Below are 17,311 nucleotides of genomic sequence, written 5' to 3'. Positions count from 1 at the left end.
GGCGTGCAGGCGCGTTCATGCATCGCGGGCGTTAGACGCTGAAAAGGAAGCTGGAAAGCTTCCTTTTTTCGTTATGCGGGGACCACCTTCTTGAGCGGGGCCGGAGGTCCGGGTTCTTCCCGGGCGCCTTGTGTGATGCCGTTGCTACCGCTGGTGATGGCGCGCAAACCGAAATCCGTGAGGGTGAGCTGTCGTACCGTGATCTTGGCGTCCGGTTCCGAGATGACCGTTGCCTCTTTAACGAAGGTCCAACGTGAGCGCGTGGTGGCAGTTGTCATGTCGATACCTGGCCGTTTTTGCGAACCAAGTCTAGCCTGACGTCTCTGCGCGTGGCCGACGGCCGACCAGAAATCAGACGGAGTCGAGCATCATGGTGATCGAGCATTCGCGCCGAATGGCGTCATGCCTTAAATCGTGATGCAGAGGGGTGGTGCCCGAGACCGGAATCGAACCGGTACGGCCGCGAGGCCGAGGGATTTTCTTACCACTTCGGCTTTCGCCGCCAGCACAGGCTTGCTGTTCGTGGTCTGGAGCACGCCTTCACCATAGCCTTTTCGGCCTTAGGTGCCCGCCGTCTGCTCTCTACACCTTCCCCGATATGTCATCGGGGCTTGGCTCGGCGTTAGCGCGGAACGGGTCCAGGGCCTTCGCCGAGTTTGACGGGCTTCACCTTTGGAGTTTCCTCCAGAGGGCTCAAATTTGTTCAAGTCCCTTGTGTCTACCAATTTCACCACTCGGGCGATGCGCGTCCCGCGAGGGGGCGGCAGCGGGCGAGACTATACCACCTTGGCAGCGGGGATATTGGCGGCGCGCGCTGGTGACGGGTAATCGCGACAGGAACAGGAGCGGCGGGCGGGTAAACCCCGATCCCTGCGCGGCGGGACTACGGACGACACTTTGCGCCATGAAGCCCAGCCCGCCCGCCCCGCCGTCCCGCGACATCGACCCCGTTTCCCTGCGCCTGTTCCTGGCCGCGCTGGAGGAAGGCAGCCTTGCGCGCGCCGCCGCCCGCGAGAACATCGTGCCGTCGGCCGTCAGCAAGCGCATGTCGGAAATGGAAGACGCGTTCGGCGTGCCGCTGCTCGAGCGCGGCGTGAAGGGCGTGCAGCCGACGCCGGCAGGCGATGCGCTGGCCGCGCACGTGCGCCGCGTGCTGGAGGATATGGACCGCATGCATCGCGACATGGCGGGATTTGCAACCGGGGTGCGCGGGCATATCCGGCTGGCCGTCAGTTTTGCCGCCTTGTCGGGCGACCTGCCGGCGCAGATCCAGTCCTTCCGGCGCGCGAATCCGCAAATCGACATCTCGCTGGAAGAGGACACCACGCAGACGGCGTTTCGCGCCGTGCTGGAAGGGCGGGCGGACGTGGCGGCCGGTTCCGACTTCGGACACGAAGGTCTGCAGGTGTTTCCCTTTGGACATTGCGAACTGGCGGCGGTGGTGCCGGGCCGGCATGTGCTGGCTGACCGGGAGACGCTCGGTTATGCACAGTTGCTGCCGTTCGAGCAGATCGAGCTGAACCGCGATAACGGCATCAGCAGCGTATTCGATCAGGCGGCGCGCGAGGCGGGTATGACGCGCCGCATCAGCGCGCGTGTCAGTTCGCACGAGACCATTTGCCTGCTGGTGTCGCGCGGCATGGGCGTGGCGGTGGTGCCGCATTATCTGAAGCCGCGACTGGCGCACCTGGACATTCGCTTCATTCCGCTGGAGGGGCCTTGGTCCAGCACGCCGCTGTGCATTGCGGTGCGGGATCCGGAAGCGCTGTCGCCGGCTGCGCGCGCGCTGCTCGCGCATCTGGGCGTGCTGGGGGATTGACGCCCTCAGGGCTAACCCGGACGTTCCGAAACGAGAATGCCCCCGTGCTGAAAGACCGCTACCCGTCGGTGCCGCCCGCCCGCGATGATGCAGACATGCCGGCGCGGCGCGGACAAGTTTCCGAGGCTGATGCCGCGCTCCCATCGAACAGGCTGGCAAGAGGAACCGCAGATGACAGCAGCACCGGCTTCACCCTTCATGGACAGCACCGAACTGCCGCTGCGCGGCATCAAGGTCCTGGAACTGTCTCACATGATCATGGGGCCGGCCGCCGGCCTGTCGCTGGCGGACCTGGGCGCGGACGTCATCAAGGTCGAACCGATCGAGGGCGACCGCACGCGGCGCTTGAAGGGATCCGGCAGCGGCTACTTTCCGGTCTTCAACCGCAATAAGCAGAGTCTTGCGATCGACCTCAAGTCGCCCGAAGGCCAGGAGGTCGTGCGCAAGCTGGCGCTGCAGACCGACATGATCGTGGAGAACTTCCGCGACGGCAGCCTGGCGCAGTACGGACTCGATTACGAATCGCTGTCGGCCGAGAACCCGGGGCTGATCTATGTGTCGCTCAAGGGCTTTCTGTCCGGCCCTTACAAGCACCGCACCGCGCTGGACGAGGTGGTGCAGATGATGGGCGGGCTGGCGTACATCAACGGCGGCGCGGACACGCCGCAGCGGGTGGCGGCGTCGGTCAACGACATCCTGGGCGGCACGTTTGGCGTGGTGGGCGCGTTGGCCGCGCTGCACGACCGCCACGCCACCGGCCGAGGGCGCCATGTGCGGTCCGGCCTCTTTGAAAACAATCTGCTGCTGGTTGCACAGTTCATCGCGCAGTTCCAACTGACGGGCACCGCGCCGAAACCCATGGGTGCGGAGCGCAAGCCGCCATGGGGCGTGTACGACGTCTTTGAGACCGCCGATGGCCGCGTGTTCGTCGCAGTGGTGGGCGATGCGCAATGGCGCAACTTCGCGCAGAAATTCCTGCCGCCCGAATGGGCCGCGGATCCGCGCCTGGCGACCGCCATCGACCGCGAGGCCGCACGTTCGTGGCTGGTGCCGGGCGTCGGTGAAATCCTGAAAACCTGGAAAACCGATGAACTGTGCGCCGCGCTGGAGGAAGCCAATCTGTCGTATGGCCCGATCCGCCAACCGCACGATCTGCTTGATGATGCGCATCTGAACGCGGGGGGCGCGCTGCTGCCGACCCGGCTGCCGGACGGGGGCGAGATCTCTGCCGCCGCGCTGCCCATCGAGTTCGATGGCCGCAAGGCGGGCAAGCGGTTCGATCCGCCCACCCAAGGCGCGCAGACGCACGCCATTCTTCAAGGCCTGGGCCTGGATGCCGCGCGCATCGACGCCTTGCGCACGGCGGGAGTGATTGCATGACGCCAGGGCGTTAGCGCCCGATTTCTGTCGAGGCGGCGTCAGACCGCCAAGACATCCATCAAAGAGGAGACACCCATGATCCGCAAACTCGTTGCGCTGGCTGCACTGGCCGTCGCATGTACCGCCACTGCGCAGGACTATCCGAACAAGCCCATCCGCATCATCATCCCGTCCACGCCGGGCGGCGGCACCGACTACATCGGCCGCCTGATGAGCACCAAGCTGCACGAGCTGAACGGCTGGGCGGTTGTGCCCGAGAACAAGCCCGGCGCCGGCACCGCGCTGGGCTTGGCCGAAGCGGCGCGCTCGCCCGCGCAGGGGTATGACCTGGTGATCGGCCAGTCCGACAACGTCACGCTGATTCCGCTGCTGATGAAAGTGGCCTACGACCCGGTCAAGGATCTGACGCCGGTAGCGCTGGTGGCCACGACGCCGATGGTGCTGCTGGTGGCGGAGGCCTCGCCCTACAAGACGCTGCCTCAGGTGATTGAAGCGGCCAAGAAGGAGCCCAACAAGATTTCGTACGGCACGTCGGGCACCGGCGGGGGCGTGCACATCGCAATGGAAATGCTGCAGCACGAAGCCGGCTTCAAGATGCAGCACGTGCCGTACAAGGGTTCCGCGCCGGCGCTGGCCGACCTGATGGGCGGGCATCTGCAGTTCGCGGGCTCGTCGATTTCGTCCGCGGCCACGCTGATCAAGTCGGGCAAGGTGCGCGCGCTGGCGGTGACCTCGCCCAAGCGCAATCCGGCCTTGCCGGACGTGCCGACCGTGGCGGAGCTGGGATACAAGGACTTCAGCGTGGTGACCTACTACGGCGTGCTGGCCCCGGCCAAGACGCCCGACGCCATCGTCACGCGGCTGAACAGCGACTTCAACAAGCTGCTGGCGCGCCAGGATGTGAAGGACGCGCTGGCGGCGCAGGGACTCGAGACCGACCCCGTATCCAGCGCACAGTTCGCCGCGCTGATCCAGTCGGACATCGGCAAGGCGCAGCAGACCATCAAGAGCGCCGGCATCGTCATTCAGCAATAGACACGGGAACGCACATGAACCAGGAAGTCAGGCTTTGCGAGGTCGGGCCGCGCGATGGGTTGCAGATGGCCAAGGGCATGATGCCGGGCGCCGACAAGCTGCAGTGGATCCGGCAACTGGCCGATGCCGGGCTGCGCGAGATCGAAGTGGGCAGCTTCGTGTCGCCGCGGCTGGTGCCGCAGATGGCGGACACGGGCGGCATCCTGCCCGAGGTCCTGAAGATCGACGGGCTGACGGTGTGCGCGCTGGCGTGCAATCTGAAGGGCGCCATCGCCGCCTACGAGGCCGGTGCGCACGTGCTGGCGTTTCCTGTGTCGGTCAGCGACACGCACAGCCGCGCCAACGTGGGCAAGGGCACCGACGCGCAGGTCGACATGCTGGCCGCCATCGTCGACTGGGTGCGTTCGCAGGCGCGGCCGATGCGTATCGACGCCGCCGTCGCCACCGCGTTTGGGTGTTCGATGGAAGGCGAGGTGCCGGTGCGGCGTGTGGCCGAGGTCGCGGCCGCGGTGGCGCGTGTGGGCGCCGATGAAATTGCGCTGGCCGATACCGTGGGCTATGCGCATCCCGGGCGCGTGCGCGAGGCGGTGCGTGCCGCGCAGGACGCCGTGGGCGCGCGGCTGACCAAACTGCATCTGCACGACACGATGGGATTGGGCCTGGCGAATGCGCTGGCGGGGCTGGACGAAGGCATCCGCGCCTTCGATTCCTGCCTGGGCGGGCTGGGCGGTTGCCCGTTTGCGCCGGGGGCGTCGGGCAACATCGTCACCGAGGACCTGGTGTTCATGCTGGAAAGCATGGGGTATCGCACGGGCGTTGACCTGACCCGCTTGCTGGCGGCGCGGCCCCTGCTGGCAGAATCATTGCCGCAGGAAACCCTGCGCAGCGGCGTGGCCGCCGCCGGCATTCCCGGGACCTACGCGGCCACCGCTTAGGTCAGCGATACACCAGGACGGGCAGGGTGGTGTGCGCCAGCACCTTCTGCGTCTGGCTGCCCAGCAGCAGCGCGGCCATGCCCCCACGGCCGTGCGAAGACATGGCAATCAGGTCGCAGTTGCGCGTCATGGCCACGTCGACGATCACCTGATAAGGCGAGTCGCTCTCGCGCATTTCCGTGACGCAGGCTACGCCGGCGGTGCTGGCCTTGCCGGCGGCTTCAGACAGATACGAGCTGGCCAGCTCGCGCGCCTGGTTTTCGTAGATGCCGCGCATGCCTTCAAGCTGCACGGATTCCATGGAGGGCATCTCGAACGGGCTGTATACGGTCAGGACCGTGACGCTGGCGTCCAACGCACGCGCAAGCGCAAGGGCTTGTTCCAGGCCGGAGTTGGCCAGGCTGGATCCGTCGATGGGGATGAGTATGTGCTTGTACATGGCAACCTCCAGAGGGAATCTGCGTCCATGGTACGCCCGTTGGGGTCGGCCCGTTGGGTCGGCCCGATGGGGACGGCCCGTGGAGGACGGCCCATTTGGGACGGTTGCCTCTGAATCTGGCGGAAGCGGTGAGATTCGAACTCACGAACGGTTGCCCGTTGCCGGTTTTCAAGACCGGTGCAATCGACCACTCTGCCACGCTTCCGGGGTGTTGCCAGTACTGCCGGCGATTTTGCCTGCCGGATTGCCCGCAGTGCCGCCAGTCTATTGCGGCCGCCAGGCAAACATTCTGCCCGAACGGAATCACGATATGCCGCAAAGGGCGCAATAATAATCCATTTGCTGCAAAGGAGGCACGCGATGCACGCTGTTGAAATCACCCGCCCCGGTGGCCCCGAAGTCCTCGTCCCCGTGGAACGCCCCACGCCCGAGGCCGGCGCCGGCGAAGTTCTGATCAAAGTGACCGCTGCGGGCATCAACCGCCCCGACGTGTTCCAGCGCAAGGGCAACTACGCCCCGCCCCGCGGCGCATCCGACCTGCCGGGCCTGGAAGTGGCCGGTGAAATCGTCGGCGGCGACGTGGCCGGCAGCGGCTTTGCCGTGGGCGACAAGGTCTGCGCCCTGGTCGCGGGCGGCGGCTATGCCGAATACTGCGTCGCACCCCTCGCGCAATGCCTGCCGATTCCCAAAGGCCTGTCCGACATCGAGGCCGCCGGCCTGCCGGAAACCTATTTCACCGTGTGGAGCAACGTGTTCGACCGCGGCCGCCTGTCCGAAGGCGAGGCGCTGCTGGTCCATGGCGGCGCCAGCGGCATCGGCACCACGGCCATCCAGCTGGCCCGTGCGATGGGTCACAAGGTCTACGCGACGGTCGGTAGCGACGATCGCGCCCGTGCCGTCGAGGCGCTGGGCGCCGACAAGGGCATCAACTACAAGACGCAGGACTTCGTGAAGGAAGTGCTGGACGCCACCGGCGGACGCGGCGTCGACGTGATCCTGGACATGGTGGCCGGCGATTACATCGCCCGGGACATGCAGTGCCTGGCCGATGACGGCCGTATCGTCATCATCGCGCAGCTTGGCGGCTCGCACGCCGATGTGGATACCGCCCAGGTCATGCGCCGTCGCCTGACCATCACCGGCTCCACCCTGCGGCCCCGTCCGGTCGCCTTCAAGGGCGCCATCGCCCGCGCTCTGCGCGAGCAGGCCTGGCCGCTGCTGGAAAAAGGGGCCATCAAGCCCATCGTCCACGCCACGTTCCCGCTGGCCGAGGCCTCCAAGGCGCACGCCATGATGGAAGGCGGGGAAAACATCGGCAAAATCATCCTGACCATGTAAGAAACGCACGGCGTTCGGCGTATCGCGGCGCAACAGGATACAATCTCGGGTTTCGCCTGGAATTTTTTCCAGGCAGGCCCGTGGGCGGTTGCTGCACAAGTCCCCTGTATCAGGACCTGCAGGCTCACCCCCTCACTCCCAATCGTCAGACAAATTCGCCATGACTTCAGTCGAAAACCGCGCCCGCCTCGTGCTGGGCAACTGGAAGATGCACGGCAACCTTGCCGAGAACGCCGCGTTGCTGACCGAGCTTCGTGCCGCGGATGCGGCGGGCCACTGCGAAATCGGCATCTGTGTTCCGTTTCCCTACCTGGCGCAGGCTGCTTCGGCCTTGACCGGCAGCAGCGTGTCCTGGGGCGCGCAAGACGTCAGCGCGCACGACAAGGGCGCGTACACGGGTGAAGTTTCCGGTTCGATGCTGAAGGAATTCGGTTGCCGCTGGGCGCTGGCCGGCCACTCCGAGCGCCGCGTCCTGCACGGCGAAACCGACGAGATCGTGGCCGCCAAGGCCCAGGCCGCACTGGCCGCCGGCCTGACCCCCGTGGTCTGCGTCGGGGAATCCCTGGCCGACCGCGAAGCCGGCAACACGCTGGCCGTGATCGAACGGCAGCTCAAGCCCGTGCTGGCGTTGGGCGCCGATGCGGTTTCCCGCATGGTTCTCGCCTATGAGCCCGTCTGGGCCATCGGCACGGGCCGCACCGCCTCGCCGGAGCAAGCCCAGGAAGTCCACGGCGCCATCCGCGCCGCCCTGCGCGCGCTCGGCGCCGCGCAAGTTCAGGTGTTGTACGGCGGCAGCGTCAAAGCCGCCAACGCCTCCAGTTTGTTCGCCATGACTGATATCGACGGAGCCCTGGTCGGCGGCGCGTCGCTCGTGGCCGAAGAGTTTTTGCGAATTGCCGCCATCTAAGTTTCCGTTCCGGAGTCTGTAATGCCCCTGATGCTCAAAATTCTGCTGGCCGTCCAAGTGATCTCGGCGCTGGCTATCATCGTCCTGGTCCTGCTTCAGCAGGGCAAAGGCGCCGACATGGGCTCCGCTTTCGGTAGCGGCTCGTCGGGCAGCCTGTTCGGCGCCACCGGTGCGGCCAACTTCCTGTCGCGCGCCACCAAGTGGGCCGCGGTCGTGTTCTTTGCCTCCACCGCTGGTCTGGCCTACTTCAGCCACAAGGGCACCGCTGGCCCCGCTGTGGATTCCGGCGTGATGCAAAGCTTCCCGGCCGACCGTTCGGTACCGCAAGCGCCGGGTTCCTCGGTGCCGGCCACGCCGGGCGCATCGTCCGTCCCGGGCGCATCGTCCGTGCCCGCCACGCCGGCGCCCGCCCAGCCCGACGCCTCCGTGCCGACGGCTCCGGCTGCCCCGGCCGCCCCGGCTGGCGACAAGCCGGCGGCCGCGCCCGCCGCCCCGGCAAAGTAAGGCACAGCAGCAGAAAGGCCGGCGTAAGCCGGCTTTTTTTATGCTTGCCGCATTGAAGCGACCTGCCTGGAAAAGCCATGGAAAAGCGATTGATGCCGTCGATGATGGCGCTGCAGTGTTTCGAGGCGGTGGCGCGGCACATGAGCTTCACGCGCGCGGCCGAGGAACTGCACATGACGCAGAGCGCGATCAGCAAGCAGATCGCGCAACTGGAGGCCCTGCTGCGCAACCCGCTGTTCCTGCGCGTGCGCCGCCGGCTGCAACTGACGCCCGCGGGCGCGCTGTACCAGTCCGAGGTCAGGGCAATCCTGAATCAGATCGACGTGGCATCGCGCGACATCCTGACCTATGGCAGCGAAACTCAGGTGCTCACCATCGGCACTCAGCCCACCTTCGGGTCGCGCTGGCTGATCCCGCGGCTGCAGCGCTTCATGGCTGCGCATCCGGAAATCCAGTTGAAGGTGCGCAGCGAAACCCATCCGTTCGATCTGATGCAGGCCAAGATCGACATATCGCTTTTCTTCGGCCACGGCGCACTGCCCGGCGCGCAGTGCGTGGAACTCTTCGAGGCTGACGTCGTGCCGGTGTGCTCGCCCGCCATCCTGCACGGCGGCAAGCTGGCCAGCCTTGCCGACCTGAGCCGGCAGACGCTGATCCAGTGCGCCTCCCGCCCGGAGGCCTGGCACGACTACTTTTCCCATCAGCAATTCCAGTCCGACCGCAGCTATCTCGGACCGCGCTTTGACACCTTCTACATGTGCGTGCGCGCGGCCGAGGGGGGGTGCGGCATCGCGCTCACGCCGCGCCTTCTGGCCGAAGAAGAACTGCAGGCCGGCAAGCTGGTCATTCCCTGGGATTACGTGCAGCCCAGCGATGGCGCGTACTTCGTGGCGTATTCCGAGCACTCGGCCGAGGTGCCGAAGATCAAGCAGTTCGTGGCATGGGTGCGGGACGAAGCCCGCCAGCCGGACGGCCGGGGCGCGCCGCGTGCCCGGTCCATGAAAAAACGGACTGATTAGGCCGAATTTTTTCATTTGATCGGCGCGGGGCGGCGTGATTACATGCGGGCCATCCTTTTCCACCGATGTGCCGAGCCCGTCATGAGTCAGAACTACGTCAATCCCGATCAGATCCGCGCCTGGTTTTCGCGCGCCATGTCCGACATGTACAAGCAGGAAGTCCCGCTGTACGACACGCTGCTGGACCTGGTGGCGCAGGTGAACGCCCGGACGATGGACGAGCAGCCGGAACTGGCCGCGCATCTGGCGCGCACCGGCGAGATCGAGCGCCTGGACATCGAACGCCATGGCGCCATCCGCGTCGGTACGCCGGAAGAGCTGGCCAACATGCGCCGGGTGTTTGCCGTGATGGGCATGCTGCCCGTCGGCTACTACGACCTGTCGCCCGCTGGCGTGCCGGTGCATTCGACGGCTTTCCGCGCCACGCATGAAGCGGCCCTGCAGGCCAGCCCGTTCCGCGTCTTCACCTCGCTGCTGCGCCTGGAGCTGATCGACGACGTGGCCCTGCGCGAAAAGGCCGCCCGCATCCTGGCCGCCCGGCAGATCTTCACGGACCGCGTTCTGGCGCTGACCGCCAGCTGTGAGGCGCAAGGCGGCCTGAATGAGGCCGACGCCCGGGAATTCGTGGCCCAGGCGCTGCACACGTTCCGCTGGCACAGCGAGTCCACGGTCAGCCTGGCCGACTACCGCGAATTGCATGGCCAGCATCGCCTGATCGCCGACGTGGTGGCATTCAAGGGGCCGCACATCAATCACCTGACCCCGCGCACGCTGGACATCGACGAAGCGCAGGCCGAGATGCCGCGCCGCGGCGTGTCGGCCAAGGCCGTCATTGAAGGCCCGCCGCCGCGAAAGTGCCCGATCCTGCTGCGCCAGACCAGCTTCAAGGCGCTGGAGGAACCGGTGCGCTTCGCCGGCGCGGATGGCTCCAGCGCGGTGGGCAGCCACACCGCCCGCTTCGGCGAGATCGAGCAGCGCGGCGTGGCGCTGACCCGCAAGGGCCGCGCGCTGTACGACCAGCTGCTGGACCTGGCCCGCAGCCGCATCAGCGGCGCGCCCAACGAAGGCAATGCGGCGGCCTACATGCAGAACCTGCAGGATTGCTTTGCGGCGTTTCCGGACGATTACGCGGCGCTGCACGACCAGGGGCTGGCGTACTTCCGCTATTTCCTGACCGGCAAGCCGGGCACGCCGGAAACCTCGGATCTGTCCGCCCTGATCGATGCGGGCTACGTCCAGTTTGAACCGCTGGTGTACGAAGACTTCCTGCCGGTCAGCGCAGCCGGCATCTTTCAGTCGAACCTGGGCGACAAGGCGCAGGCCGAATACGCGCAAAACGCCAGCCAGGCCGCGTTTGAAGCGGCGCTCGGCGCGCCGGTGATGGACGAATTGGCGCTGTACGACGCCACGCAGGCGCGATCGCTCGCGGCGTGCCTGCAGGCGCTGGGCGTGGAGGCGGTGGCGGCCTGAAGTTGGCCGGGCTGGATGGGCCGCAACCCGCCGCCTTGCAGATAAAGCGGGACGGCTTTCCCGCTTTCCAAATTACGTGATAGAATGCTCGACTTTCCAGCAGGGTTCGCCTTGTTGGGTTGGTCAAGCCGACGTGGTGAAATTGGTAGACACGCTATCTTGAGGGGGTAGTGGCGAAAGCTGTGCGAGTTCGAGTCTCGCCGTCGGCACCAAGAAATTCCTCGCAATGAACCCGCATTTCTCTTTTGGAGGATGCGGGTTTTTTGTTTGCCGGTCCCTTCGGTGGGGGGTCCGCAAGCCAACTGGTCCCTTCCATGGTGGGTCCGCAAGCCAACTGTGGCTATCCCCGGATCCGCTGGAAAACAGATTTCCAGATAGCGGAACAAAGGACAGAAGGGCCTCGGATCCCCCCGGAAACCGCGCCATCTCAGGGGAAACCCCATCCGGTCGCGTATCGCCGCTGCGCTTGTGCCGTCGCCGCCTCGCGACTAACATGTCGCAAGCCAACTATCAAGCCAACATTGCAATCTGCCGCTCGTGCCCCGAGATTGCGCAAAATTCTTCAATGCTTTCCTGCACCTTCGAATCCCCGAGCCGACATCGGCATGACCGACCGCATCCTCATGCCGGGGCTTTCCGGCATTTGCCGAGGCCGCGTCCGTGCTGAACGTGTCGGTCCGGCAAAAGACCGCCCATCCGAAGACGACACCCTGGAAGGGCCTGCAAGTCATTCCGCGGCGGGCGCTTGCCCCGTCGGAATTGGCCAGTCCGTTCGAGGTCCTGGATTTGAAGCCGCTGAACATCGCCGCGGCGGGCAGCGAGCGGGACGTGTATCTGCATCCGGCCGACAACTCGTTGCTGATCAAGATCGTCAATGGCGTGCGCCGCAGCCAGGCCGACCGCAAACGTCCCTGGTACAAGCGTTTCCGGCGTGATGCCTCGCATCGCGTGTTCATCATGGAAGCCGTCGAATACATCGCCACCACGGCCCAGCAAGGCGCGCGGGGCGGCAATGTGCTGATGGCGCGCATCTTCGGTTTGGTGTTGACCTCGAAGGGCTTGGGCCAGGTGGTCGAGCGCATCGTCGATGCGCATGGCAACCTGGCGCCCACGCTGAAGGAAGTCGTGGCGCGGCACGGGTTCTCGCCGGAACTGCGCTATCGCGTGCACGAATTCATCATGGCGCTGATCGACGCGCACGTGGTGTTCAACGATGTCAGCGCCAGCAACATCGTCGTGGGTTTCAATGCCGAAGGGCGCGAAGGCCTTTATCTGGTGGACGGGTACGGCTCCAAGCAGCTCATTCCCGTCTATTCATGGAGCAAGTCGCTGAACGGCCGGCGCATTCTGCGCCGTTACGACACGATGACCAAGAAGCTCCTGGCCGCTAGCGAACGCCGGCGCTAGGCGTTTACCTCGTTAGCGAAGATTTGACGCCTGTCCTTGGGGACAGGCGTCTGCCGCTTTTGTCTCTATCGACTTGAAATTCTTCGCTGCCTATTCAACAGGGCAGGAAGTAAGAATTTCGGGCGCGAGTTTCTGGATATCACTTCCTGATAGCGCCGGCAGCGCCTCCGCCTTGATGTTGCGCTTGATGACTTGTAGCGCACAGGTGCAATAGCCGGTGTTTCCGCTACTCGCCGCAACACAGTTCTTTTCGAAGTTGCGATCAAACTCGGATTGCCGCGAACAGCTTGTTAACATCGCAAGCGTCAGAAACATAAAAATACATTGAAGAAAATTTTTGTGACGCATTGTTAGTCTTATCCTTATAATTTCAAACTGTCCCGAATTAAAACACGGGGTCGTCCATGCCCGCGTGACGGAGATTGGGGGCTGTTCGTCCAGATTGTGGGCGATGTAAAGCAGACAAGTAACAAAATATGCTAGGCGTTAAATTACGTAGCGAAAATATTGACCAGTTTGATGTGTTGGGCGAACGCGGACAGGCCATTCACCTTGTCGCCAGCCAAATCCTGACTGTGTTGAAAGGCAAGCGTCCCGATCTGCTCGCCAATTTCTCCGTGCCGCAGCCTAGCGAAAATGGCACTCGCATTGATTGGTACGCGCCTAATCCGGGAGCCGTGATCGCCTGGAACGCGGCGACCAAAACAGAGCAGTCAAGCGCATTGGCAAGGCTCGAATCGGTACGGGCTGGCGTGGCGCAGTTGCGGGAAACCGTGCAAGCGAAGGGGAGCAGCAACGATGCCGCCTTGCTGGGTCAACTGCTGAAATGGATCCTGCACCATCCGGATAACAGCTTTGTGTTCCTCGTGGACGGCCAGCCCGTCATCACGTTTTGGGGCTTCGTGCACAGCGGTGCGGATCGATCCCTCGATCCTCTTCACGCCTTGCGGCCATCCGCTTTCGCGGAATCGGTCCCGCAGGCGCCACTCCTGGAAACTGCAACCCGTCCCTCCTTGTCCTCGCCGGGGCTGCCTCAGGTTGGCGCGTCCTCGCCTTGGTGGAAGCGGTGGTGGATATGGCCGCTCTTGCTTCTTGCATTGTTGGCTTTGTTGTTTGGTTTGCGTGCGTGCATGCCGGGTCTCGCGCCCAGCTCATCCTTGCCGGTCGACACGGCGCCGCGTGACGTTGCGCAGTCACAAACCCTTCCGGAGCTGCCTAAGCCGCCTGGTGTCACACATTGGACCGCGCCAGCAGCGAATGGCAATGGTGCAAGCAGTGGCTTGCCCGCTACTTCGGGTAGCGCCGTGTCGGGCGAGAAACTGCCTGTTCCCGGCCTGAATACTCCCGCTGAATCTGCATCTGCCCTTGCCGGAGCAGACCAAATCGCGCCTGCGACGCCGCCTTTGGCCGCGAATGACGCCGATTCTTCCGCGCCGGGCGCCTCGGACAATTCCTCCGGCCAGCGCGATGTCGTGCCGCCGTCGCCGGCAGAAAACAAGGACGCCCTGCAGATTCCGGTTGACGCGGGAGAGGGCAATGCCGACTTCCTCAACGGTAACTGGCGCGCCGGCGCGGGAATTCAAGACCGCGATACCGGCCAGCCCCTGCGTCTGCTCTACCAGTTCAAGAACGGGGAAGGGAACGTCACCCTCAATCGTCACAACGGCGTGCAGTGCTCCGCGCCTGTCAGTGCCGCCATGAGCAAGGGCTCGTTGATGATCAACAACAGCGTCGAGGCACAGTGCAGCGATGGAGGCACCTACGAAATGCCCCAGATCCAGTGCCAGCCCGGCGCGACAAGTATCGCGTCGTGCGCCGGCCATTATGGGGACACTCGATTCCCCATCTCCATGCGTCGCGCCCAACCCTAATCGTTGAGAGAACCTGCCATGTTGCCCCCAGTTGATACCTACGACGCCGACAAAGATAACGTTGAGCTTTTCGGAAATACGGGCGTCCAGTTCCTCGATCTGGCGTGCGCCCTGCCCGATCTCAAACGAGAGCCGGAGGGTGAGTTCTGCATGCATCCATCTGGCAGGATGCCCATCAGGCTGTATGTGCCTGACGACGGCAAGCCTGGCTACGAAGACAGGCCGGGCAACTTCTTCGAGACGAGGGCCGCCTTTTCCCTGCCGCTACAGGAAAGCCTGGAGTTGTTTGACGGCTACTGGTTGCCTGCTCCTTTCTTTCGCTACAAATCAGACAGCCAATTCGATCGGGGTCCGAAGAACTGGGCACGCCTGCGCTTCGTCAAGCTCGCTGAAGCTGACGCCAATGGCAATACGCACCGTCTAACCCTGGCGTTCGACACTCGCACGCGTGCTCGCGACGACGCCCGCGATTACATCGAGCCCTACGACGAAGACATGGAGACGGGCGCCTTGTTTCGTCTTGCCTTCAATCTCCACGAAATGCAGTGGTTTCTTGACGAACAGGAATGGGTCGTCAAGTGGCTTGAAAGTATCTTCCGCGAGCGCCGGGACGACCTCGAAAGCCGGGAAATTGAAAAGGCGCTCGCAAAGAAAGAGCACATTGCCCACTACTTGAACCTGCTCAGCCTGATGCGCGAGAGCGCGCCCACCACACGCTCCAACAAGGAGCTGAAGGACAAGGTCAAGATCAAGTTGCCGCGCATCAAGGTGCTGAACATGGTTGCGCCCGGTAGCAATGGCCGCAAGGTGATTCGGGGGGGAAGCGTGCCGGTCGACCTGGTGCTGGACGTGGGTAATTCGCGCACCTGCGGCATCCTGATCGAGGAACACAAGCAGAACGACAACGGCTTGAACGACTACAGCTTCCTGACCTTGCGCGACATGACACGGCCGGAGCATGTCTACCATCATCCGTTCGAGTCGCGCGTTGAGTTCGCACCGGTCAGCTTCGGCAAGGACGATCTTTCTCTTCAAGGCGGACGCGATGACGCGTTCGTCTGGGTCTCGATGGCGCGGGTCGGCACCGAAGCGACGAATCTGGCCGCGCGCAAGGAAGGCACGGAAGGGTCCACCGGACTGTCCAGCCCCAAGCGTTACCTTTGGGATGCTGAAGATGCCTACGAGACTGGCTGGCGGCCCAATGCTTCAACGATCAAGGGCGAAGCGCCTGAATGGGCGACGCTCGGGCCTTTAAAGAACCTGATCGACGAGAAGGGCATTCCTTTGTATGGACCGTGCCCGCTTTACGAAGGCGAGGAAACTTCCGGCTTTCCCGCGTTTGAGGCCCACTACACGCGCAGCGCGTTGATGGGCTTCATGTTGAACGAAGTGTTCGCGCAGGCGGTGTCGCAGATCAATAGCTGGTTGTATCGTTCGCGCAAGAAAGATCGGACCCTGCCCCGGTTCCTGCGCGCCATCATCCTGACCGTGCCCCCCAGCATGCCGCAGGTGGAGCGCGGCATCTTCAAGCAGCATGCGCAGCGCGCACTCAGCCTTCTGTGGAAGAGCATGGGCTGGCATACGGGCGATGGCGACTCCGTCGAGGACAGCGAGGATGAGAAGCACGATCTGTTCGTAATCCCCCTGCCCAAAATCGTCATCAAGTGGGACGAAGCGACCTGCGGTCAACTGGTGTACCTGTACACCGAGGTCGTCACGAACTTCAACGGCTATGCGGAAGAGTTCTTCGATACGATCGCCCGGCGCGAGAAGACGGACCGAGAGTGCATCACCGTGGCCTCCCTGGACATCGGGGGCGGCACGACCGACCTTGTCATCACCGACTACAAGCTGGATCGCGGCGCGCGGCAATCGGCCAACAGTTTTGTGCCGATCACTCCCACGCAGCGCTTTCGCGATGGTTTCAAGGTGGCGGGAGACGACATCGTCCTGGAGGTCATCCGCAAGTACGTGCTTCCCCAGCTGGAAGCCGCGCTCAAGGAGGCGGGCGCCCGGGAAACGGCGAGCCTCATGGACATCCTGTGCGGAAGCACGGGCGACGACGAGCGCCAGCGCCTTCTGCGCCAGCAGCTCACGTTGCAGTGCCTCTATCCCTTGGCGCTCGTACTGCTCAAGGAGTACGAAGGCTATGACCCGGAGAAGCCGGCCGAGCGCAAGGAACAGACCATTGGCGATTGGCTGCACGATAAGCAGCCGCTTAGCAGTGCGGTGCGAGGATTCGTGGGCAAGGCGCTCAATGAAGCCGCCGGGCAGCCGGTCGAGTTTGACCTGGACGCGGTGGTCCTGACGTGCGACCCGCTCAAGATGCACTTTGACTTCCTGACCGACAACCTGGATATCTGCAATACCTTGCGGAACCTGTGCGAGATCGTCAATTACTTCGAGTGCGACGTGTTGTTGCTGACCGGCAGACCGTCTGTCCTGCCGGGCGTGCAGGCCGTGATCCGCAAGGCCGTGCCGTTGCCACCGGGGCGGCTGGTTTCCATGCACAACTACCGCACTGGCGACTGGTTCCCGTTCCGTAAGGCTGGATGTATCGACGATCCCAAGACGACGGCGTCGGTGGGGGCCATGGTGATCTGGTTGTGCGAGAACAATCGCATTCCGACCTTCAAGATCAACACCAGCACGCTACGGCCCAAACCGCTGATCCGCCACTTCGGCGAGATCGGCAACGACAACATGCTCAAGCACGGCAACGTGCTGTTTGCCGACATCCATACGCGGCAGTCCGATGATGGCAAGACCTCCATGGACCAAAGCATCGAGTTGCCCGTGGGGCCGGACGGCGACGTCATCCCGTTCAAGATGGAAAACACCGCGCGGCTGGGTTACCGGCAGCTCAAGGCGGAACGTTGGCCCGCGACGCCCATGTATGTCCTGGGCTTCGAACGGGAGTGGGAGCAGGAATACAAGCGCATGCAGGAAGCCAATCCGAACAGGAGCCATGCCTCGGGTCGCGTGTATTTCAAGGTCGCCAAGCCCACGGAGCAGGAGCGCAAGGCGGGCCTGATCAGCGACCGGCTGCTGGTTGCCAAGACCGCGCCTCTGACGGATGACGCGCGGGGCAAGCCGGAGGTAAGGCTGCAGCTGAATACGCAGCTCCGGATCGGGAAGGCGAATTTCTACTGGCTGGATAGCGGTAGCGTGAAAGGTTGATTCAGGA

Annotated in this window: 15 protein-coding genes and 2 tRNA genes; 13 read left to right on the top strand and 4 right to left on the bottom strand. The window is 64.0% G+C overall.

Annotated elements, in window-relative coordinates:
- Positions 1-71 precede the first annotated feature (71 nt).
- Positions 72-278, bottom strand: coding sequence for a sulfatase (locus tag B3098_RS08155; RefSeq protein ID WP_279971924.1), 207 nt, complete (start codon positions 276-278; stop codon positions 72-74).
- A 626-nt stretch (positions 279-904) separates the two neighbouring features.
- Here B3098_RS08155 and B3098_RS08150 point away from each other — a divergent pair.
- From B3098_RS08150 to B3098_RS08135, 4 genes are all read left to right on the top strand, one after another.
- The gene (locus tag B3098_RS08150) at positions 905-1,819 is read left to right on the top strand and encodes a LysR family transcriptional regulator (RefSeq protein ID WP_279971922.1); all 915 of its coding nucleotides are present in this window, start codon (positions 905-907) and stop codon (positions 1,817-1,819) included.
- A 171-nt stretch (positions 1,820-1,990) separates the two neighbouring features.
- Positions 1,991-3,199, top strand: a complete 1,209-nt coding sequence (locus B3098_RS08145; RefSeq protein WP_279971920.1) for a CaiB/BaiF CoA transferase family protein — start codon at positions 1,991-1,993, stop codon at positions 3,197-3,199.
- Between the two features lie 75 nt (positions 3,200-3,274).
- A complete protein-coding gene (locus tag B3098_RS08140; protein WP_175184172.1) occupies positions 3,275-4,234 on the top strand; it encodes a Bug family tripartite tricarboxylate transporter substrate binding protein in 960 nt (319 codons plus the stop codon).
- A gap of 14 nt (positions 4,235-4,248) precedes the next feature.
- Positions 4,249-5,169 (top strand): hydroxymethylglutaryl-CoA lyase, encoded by a 921-nt coding sequence (locus B3098_RS08135; RefSeq protein ID WP_286894427.1) that lies wholly within the window; start codon positions 4,249-4,251, stop codon positions 5,167-5,169.
- Between the two features lies 1 nt (position 5,170).
- Here the strand turns inward: B3098_RS08135 and B3098_RS08130 are convergent, their stop codons facing one another.
- The gene (locus B3098_RS08130) at positions 5,171-5,608 is read right to left on the bottom strand and encodes a universal stress protein (protein ID WP_175123096.1); all 438 of its coding nucleotides are present in this window, start codon (positions 5,606-5,608) and stop codon (positions 5,171-5,173) included.
- A gap of 117 nt (positions 5,609-5,725) precedes the next feature.
- Positions 5,726-5,813: transfer RNA gene (locus B3098_RS08125), tRNA-Ser, on the bottom strand.
- A 155-nt stretch (positions 5,814-5,968) separates the two neighbouring features.
- Here B3098_RS08125 and B3098_RS08120 point away from each other — a divergent pair.
- From B3098_RS08120 to B3098_RS08090, 7 genes are all read left to right on the top strand, one after another.
- Positions 5,969-6,946 (top strand): NAD(P)H-quinone oxidoreductase, encoded by a 978-nt coding sequence (locus tag B3098_RS08120; protein ID WP_286894426.1) that lies wholly within the window; start codon positions 5,969-5,971, stop codon positions 6,944-6,946.
- Between the two features lie 160 nt (positions 6,947-7,106).
- Positions 7,107-7,853 (top strand): triose-phosphate isomerase, encoded by a 747-nt coding sequence (gene tpiA, locus B3098_RS08115; protein WP_056321524.1) that lies wholly within the window; start codon positions 7,107-7,109, stop codon positions 7,851-7,853.
- Between the two features lie 21 nt (positions 7,854-7,874).
- A complete protein-coding gene (secG, locus tag B3098_RS08110; RefSeq protein ID WP_175123094.1) occupies positions 7,875-8,357 on the top strand; it encodes a preprotein translocase subunit SecG in 483 nt (160 codons plus the stop codon).
- A 77-nt stretch (positions 8,358-8,434) separates the two neighbouring features.
- Positions 8,435-9,376, top strand: a complete 942-nt coding sequence (locus B3098_RS08105; protein ID WP_279971913.1) for a LysR substrate-binding domain-containing protein — start codon at positions 8,435-8,437, stop codon at positions 9,374-9,376.
- An 81-nt stretch (positions 9,377-9,457) separates the two neighbouring features.
- A complete protein-coding gene (gene hglS, locus B3098_RS08100; RefSeq protein ID WP_286894425.1) occupies positions 9,458-10,846 on the top strand; it encodes a 2-oxoadipate dioxygenase/decarboxylase HglS in 1,389 nt (462 codons plus the stop codon).
- 127 nt (positions 10,847-10,973) lie between these two features.
- Positions 10,974-11,058, top strand: a tRNA-Leu gene (locus B3098_RS08095).
- Between the two features lie 448 nt (positions 11,059-11,506).
- Positions 11,507-12,253, top strand: coding sequence for a YrbL family protein (locus tag B3098_RS08090; RefSeq protein ID WP_279971912.1), 747 nt, complete (start codon positions 11,507-11,509; stop codon positions 12,251-12,253).
- Between the two features lie 90 nt (positions 12,254-12,343).
- Here the strand turns inward: B3098_RS08090 and B3098_RS08085 are convergent, their stop codons facing one another.
- Positions 12,344-12,601 (bottom strand): hypothetical protein, encoded by a 258-nt coding sequence (locus B3098_RS08085; protein ID WP_279971910.1) that lies wholly within the window; start codon positions 12,599-12,601, stop codon positions 12,344-12,346.
- A 128-nt stretch (positions 12,602-12,729) separates the two neighbouring features.
- On the opposite strand from B3098_RS08085, the gene B3098_RS08080 reads away from it, so the two are divergent.
- Positions 12,730-14,124, top strand: coding sequence for an SrfA family protein (locus B3098_RS08080; protein ID WP_286894424.1), 1,395 nt, complete (start codon positions 12,730-12,732; stop codon positions 14,122-14,124).
- A gap of 18 nt (positions 14,125-14,142) precedes the next feature.
- The gene (locus tag B3098_RS08075; protein WP_286894423.1) at positions 14,143-17,304 is read left to right on the top strand and encodes a virulence factor SrfB; all 3,162 of its coding nucleotides are present in this window, start codon (positions 14,143-14,145) and stop codon (positions 17,302-17,304) included.
- Positions 17,305-17,311 lie beyond the last annotated feature (7 nt).

This window comes from Achromobacter sp. UBA2119, assembly GCF_002331005.1.
Lineage (GTDB): Bacteria > Pseudomonadota > Gammaproteobacteria > Burkholderiales > Burkholderiaceae_B > Achromobacter > Achromobacter animicus.
Note: the sequence above shows the minus strand (reverse complement) of the source record. Positions and strands in the feature narration are given on the sequence as shown.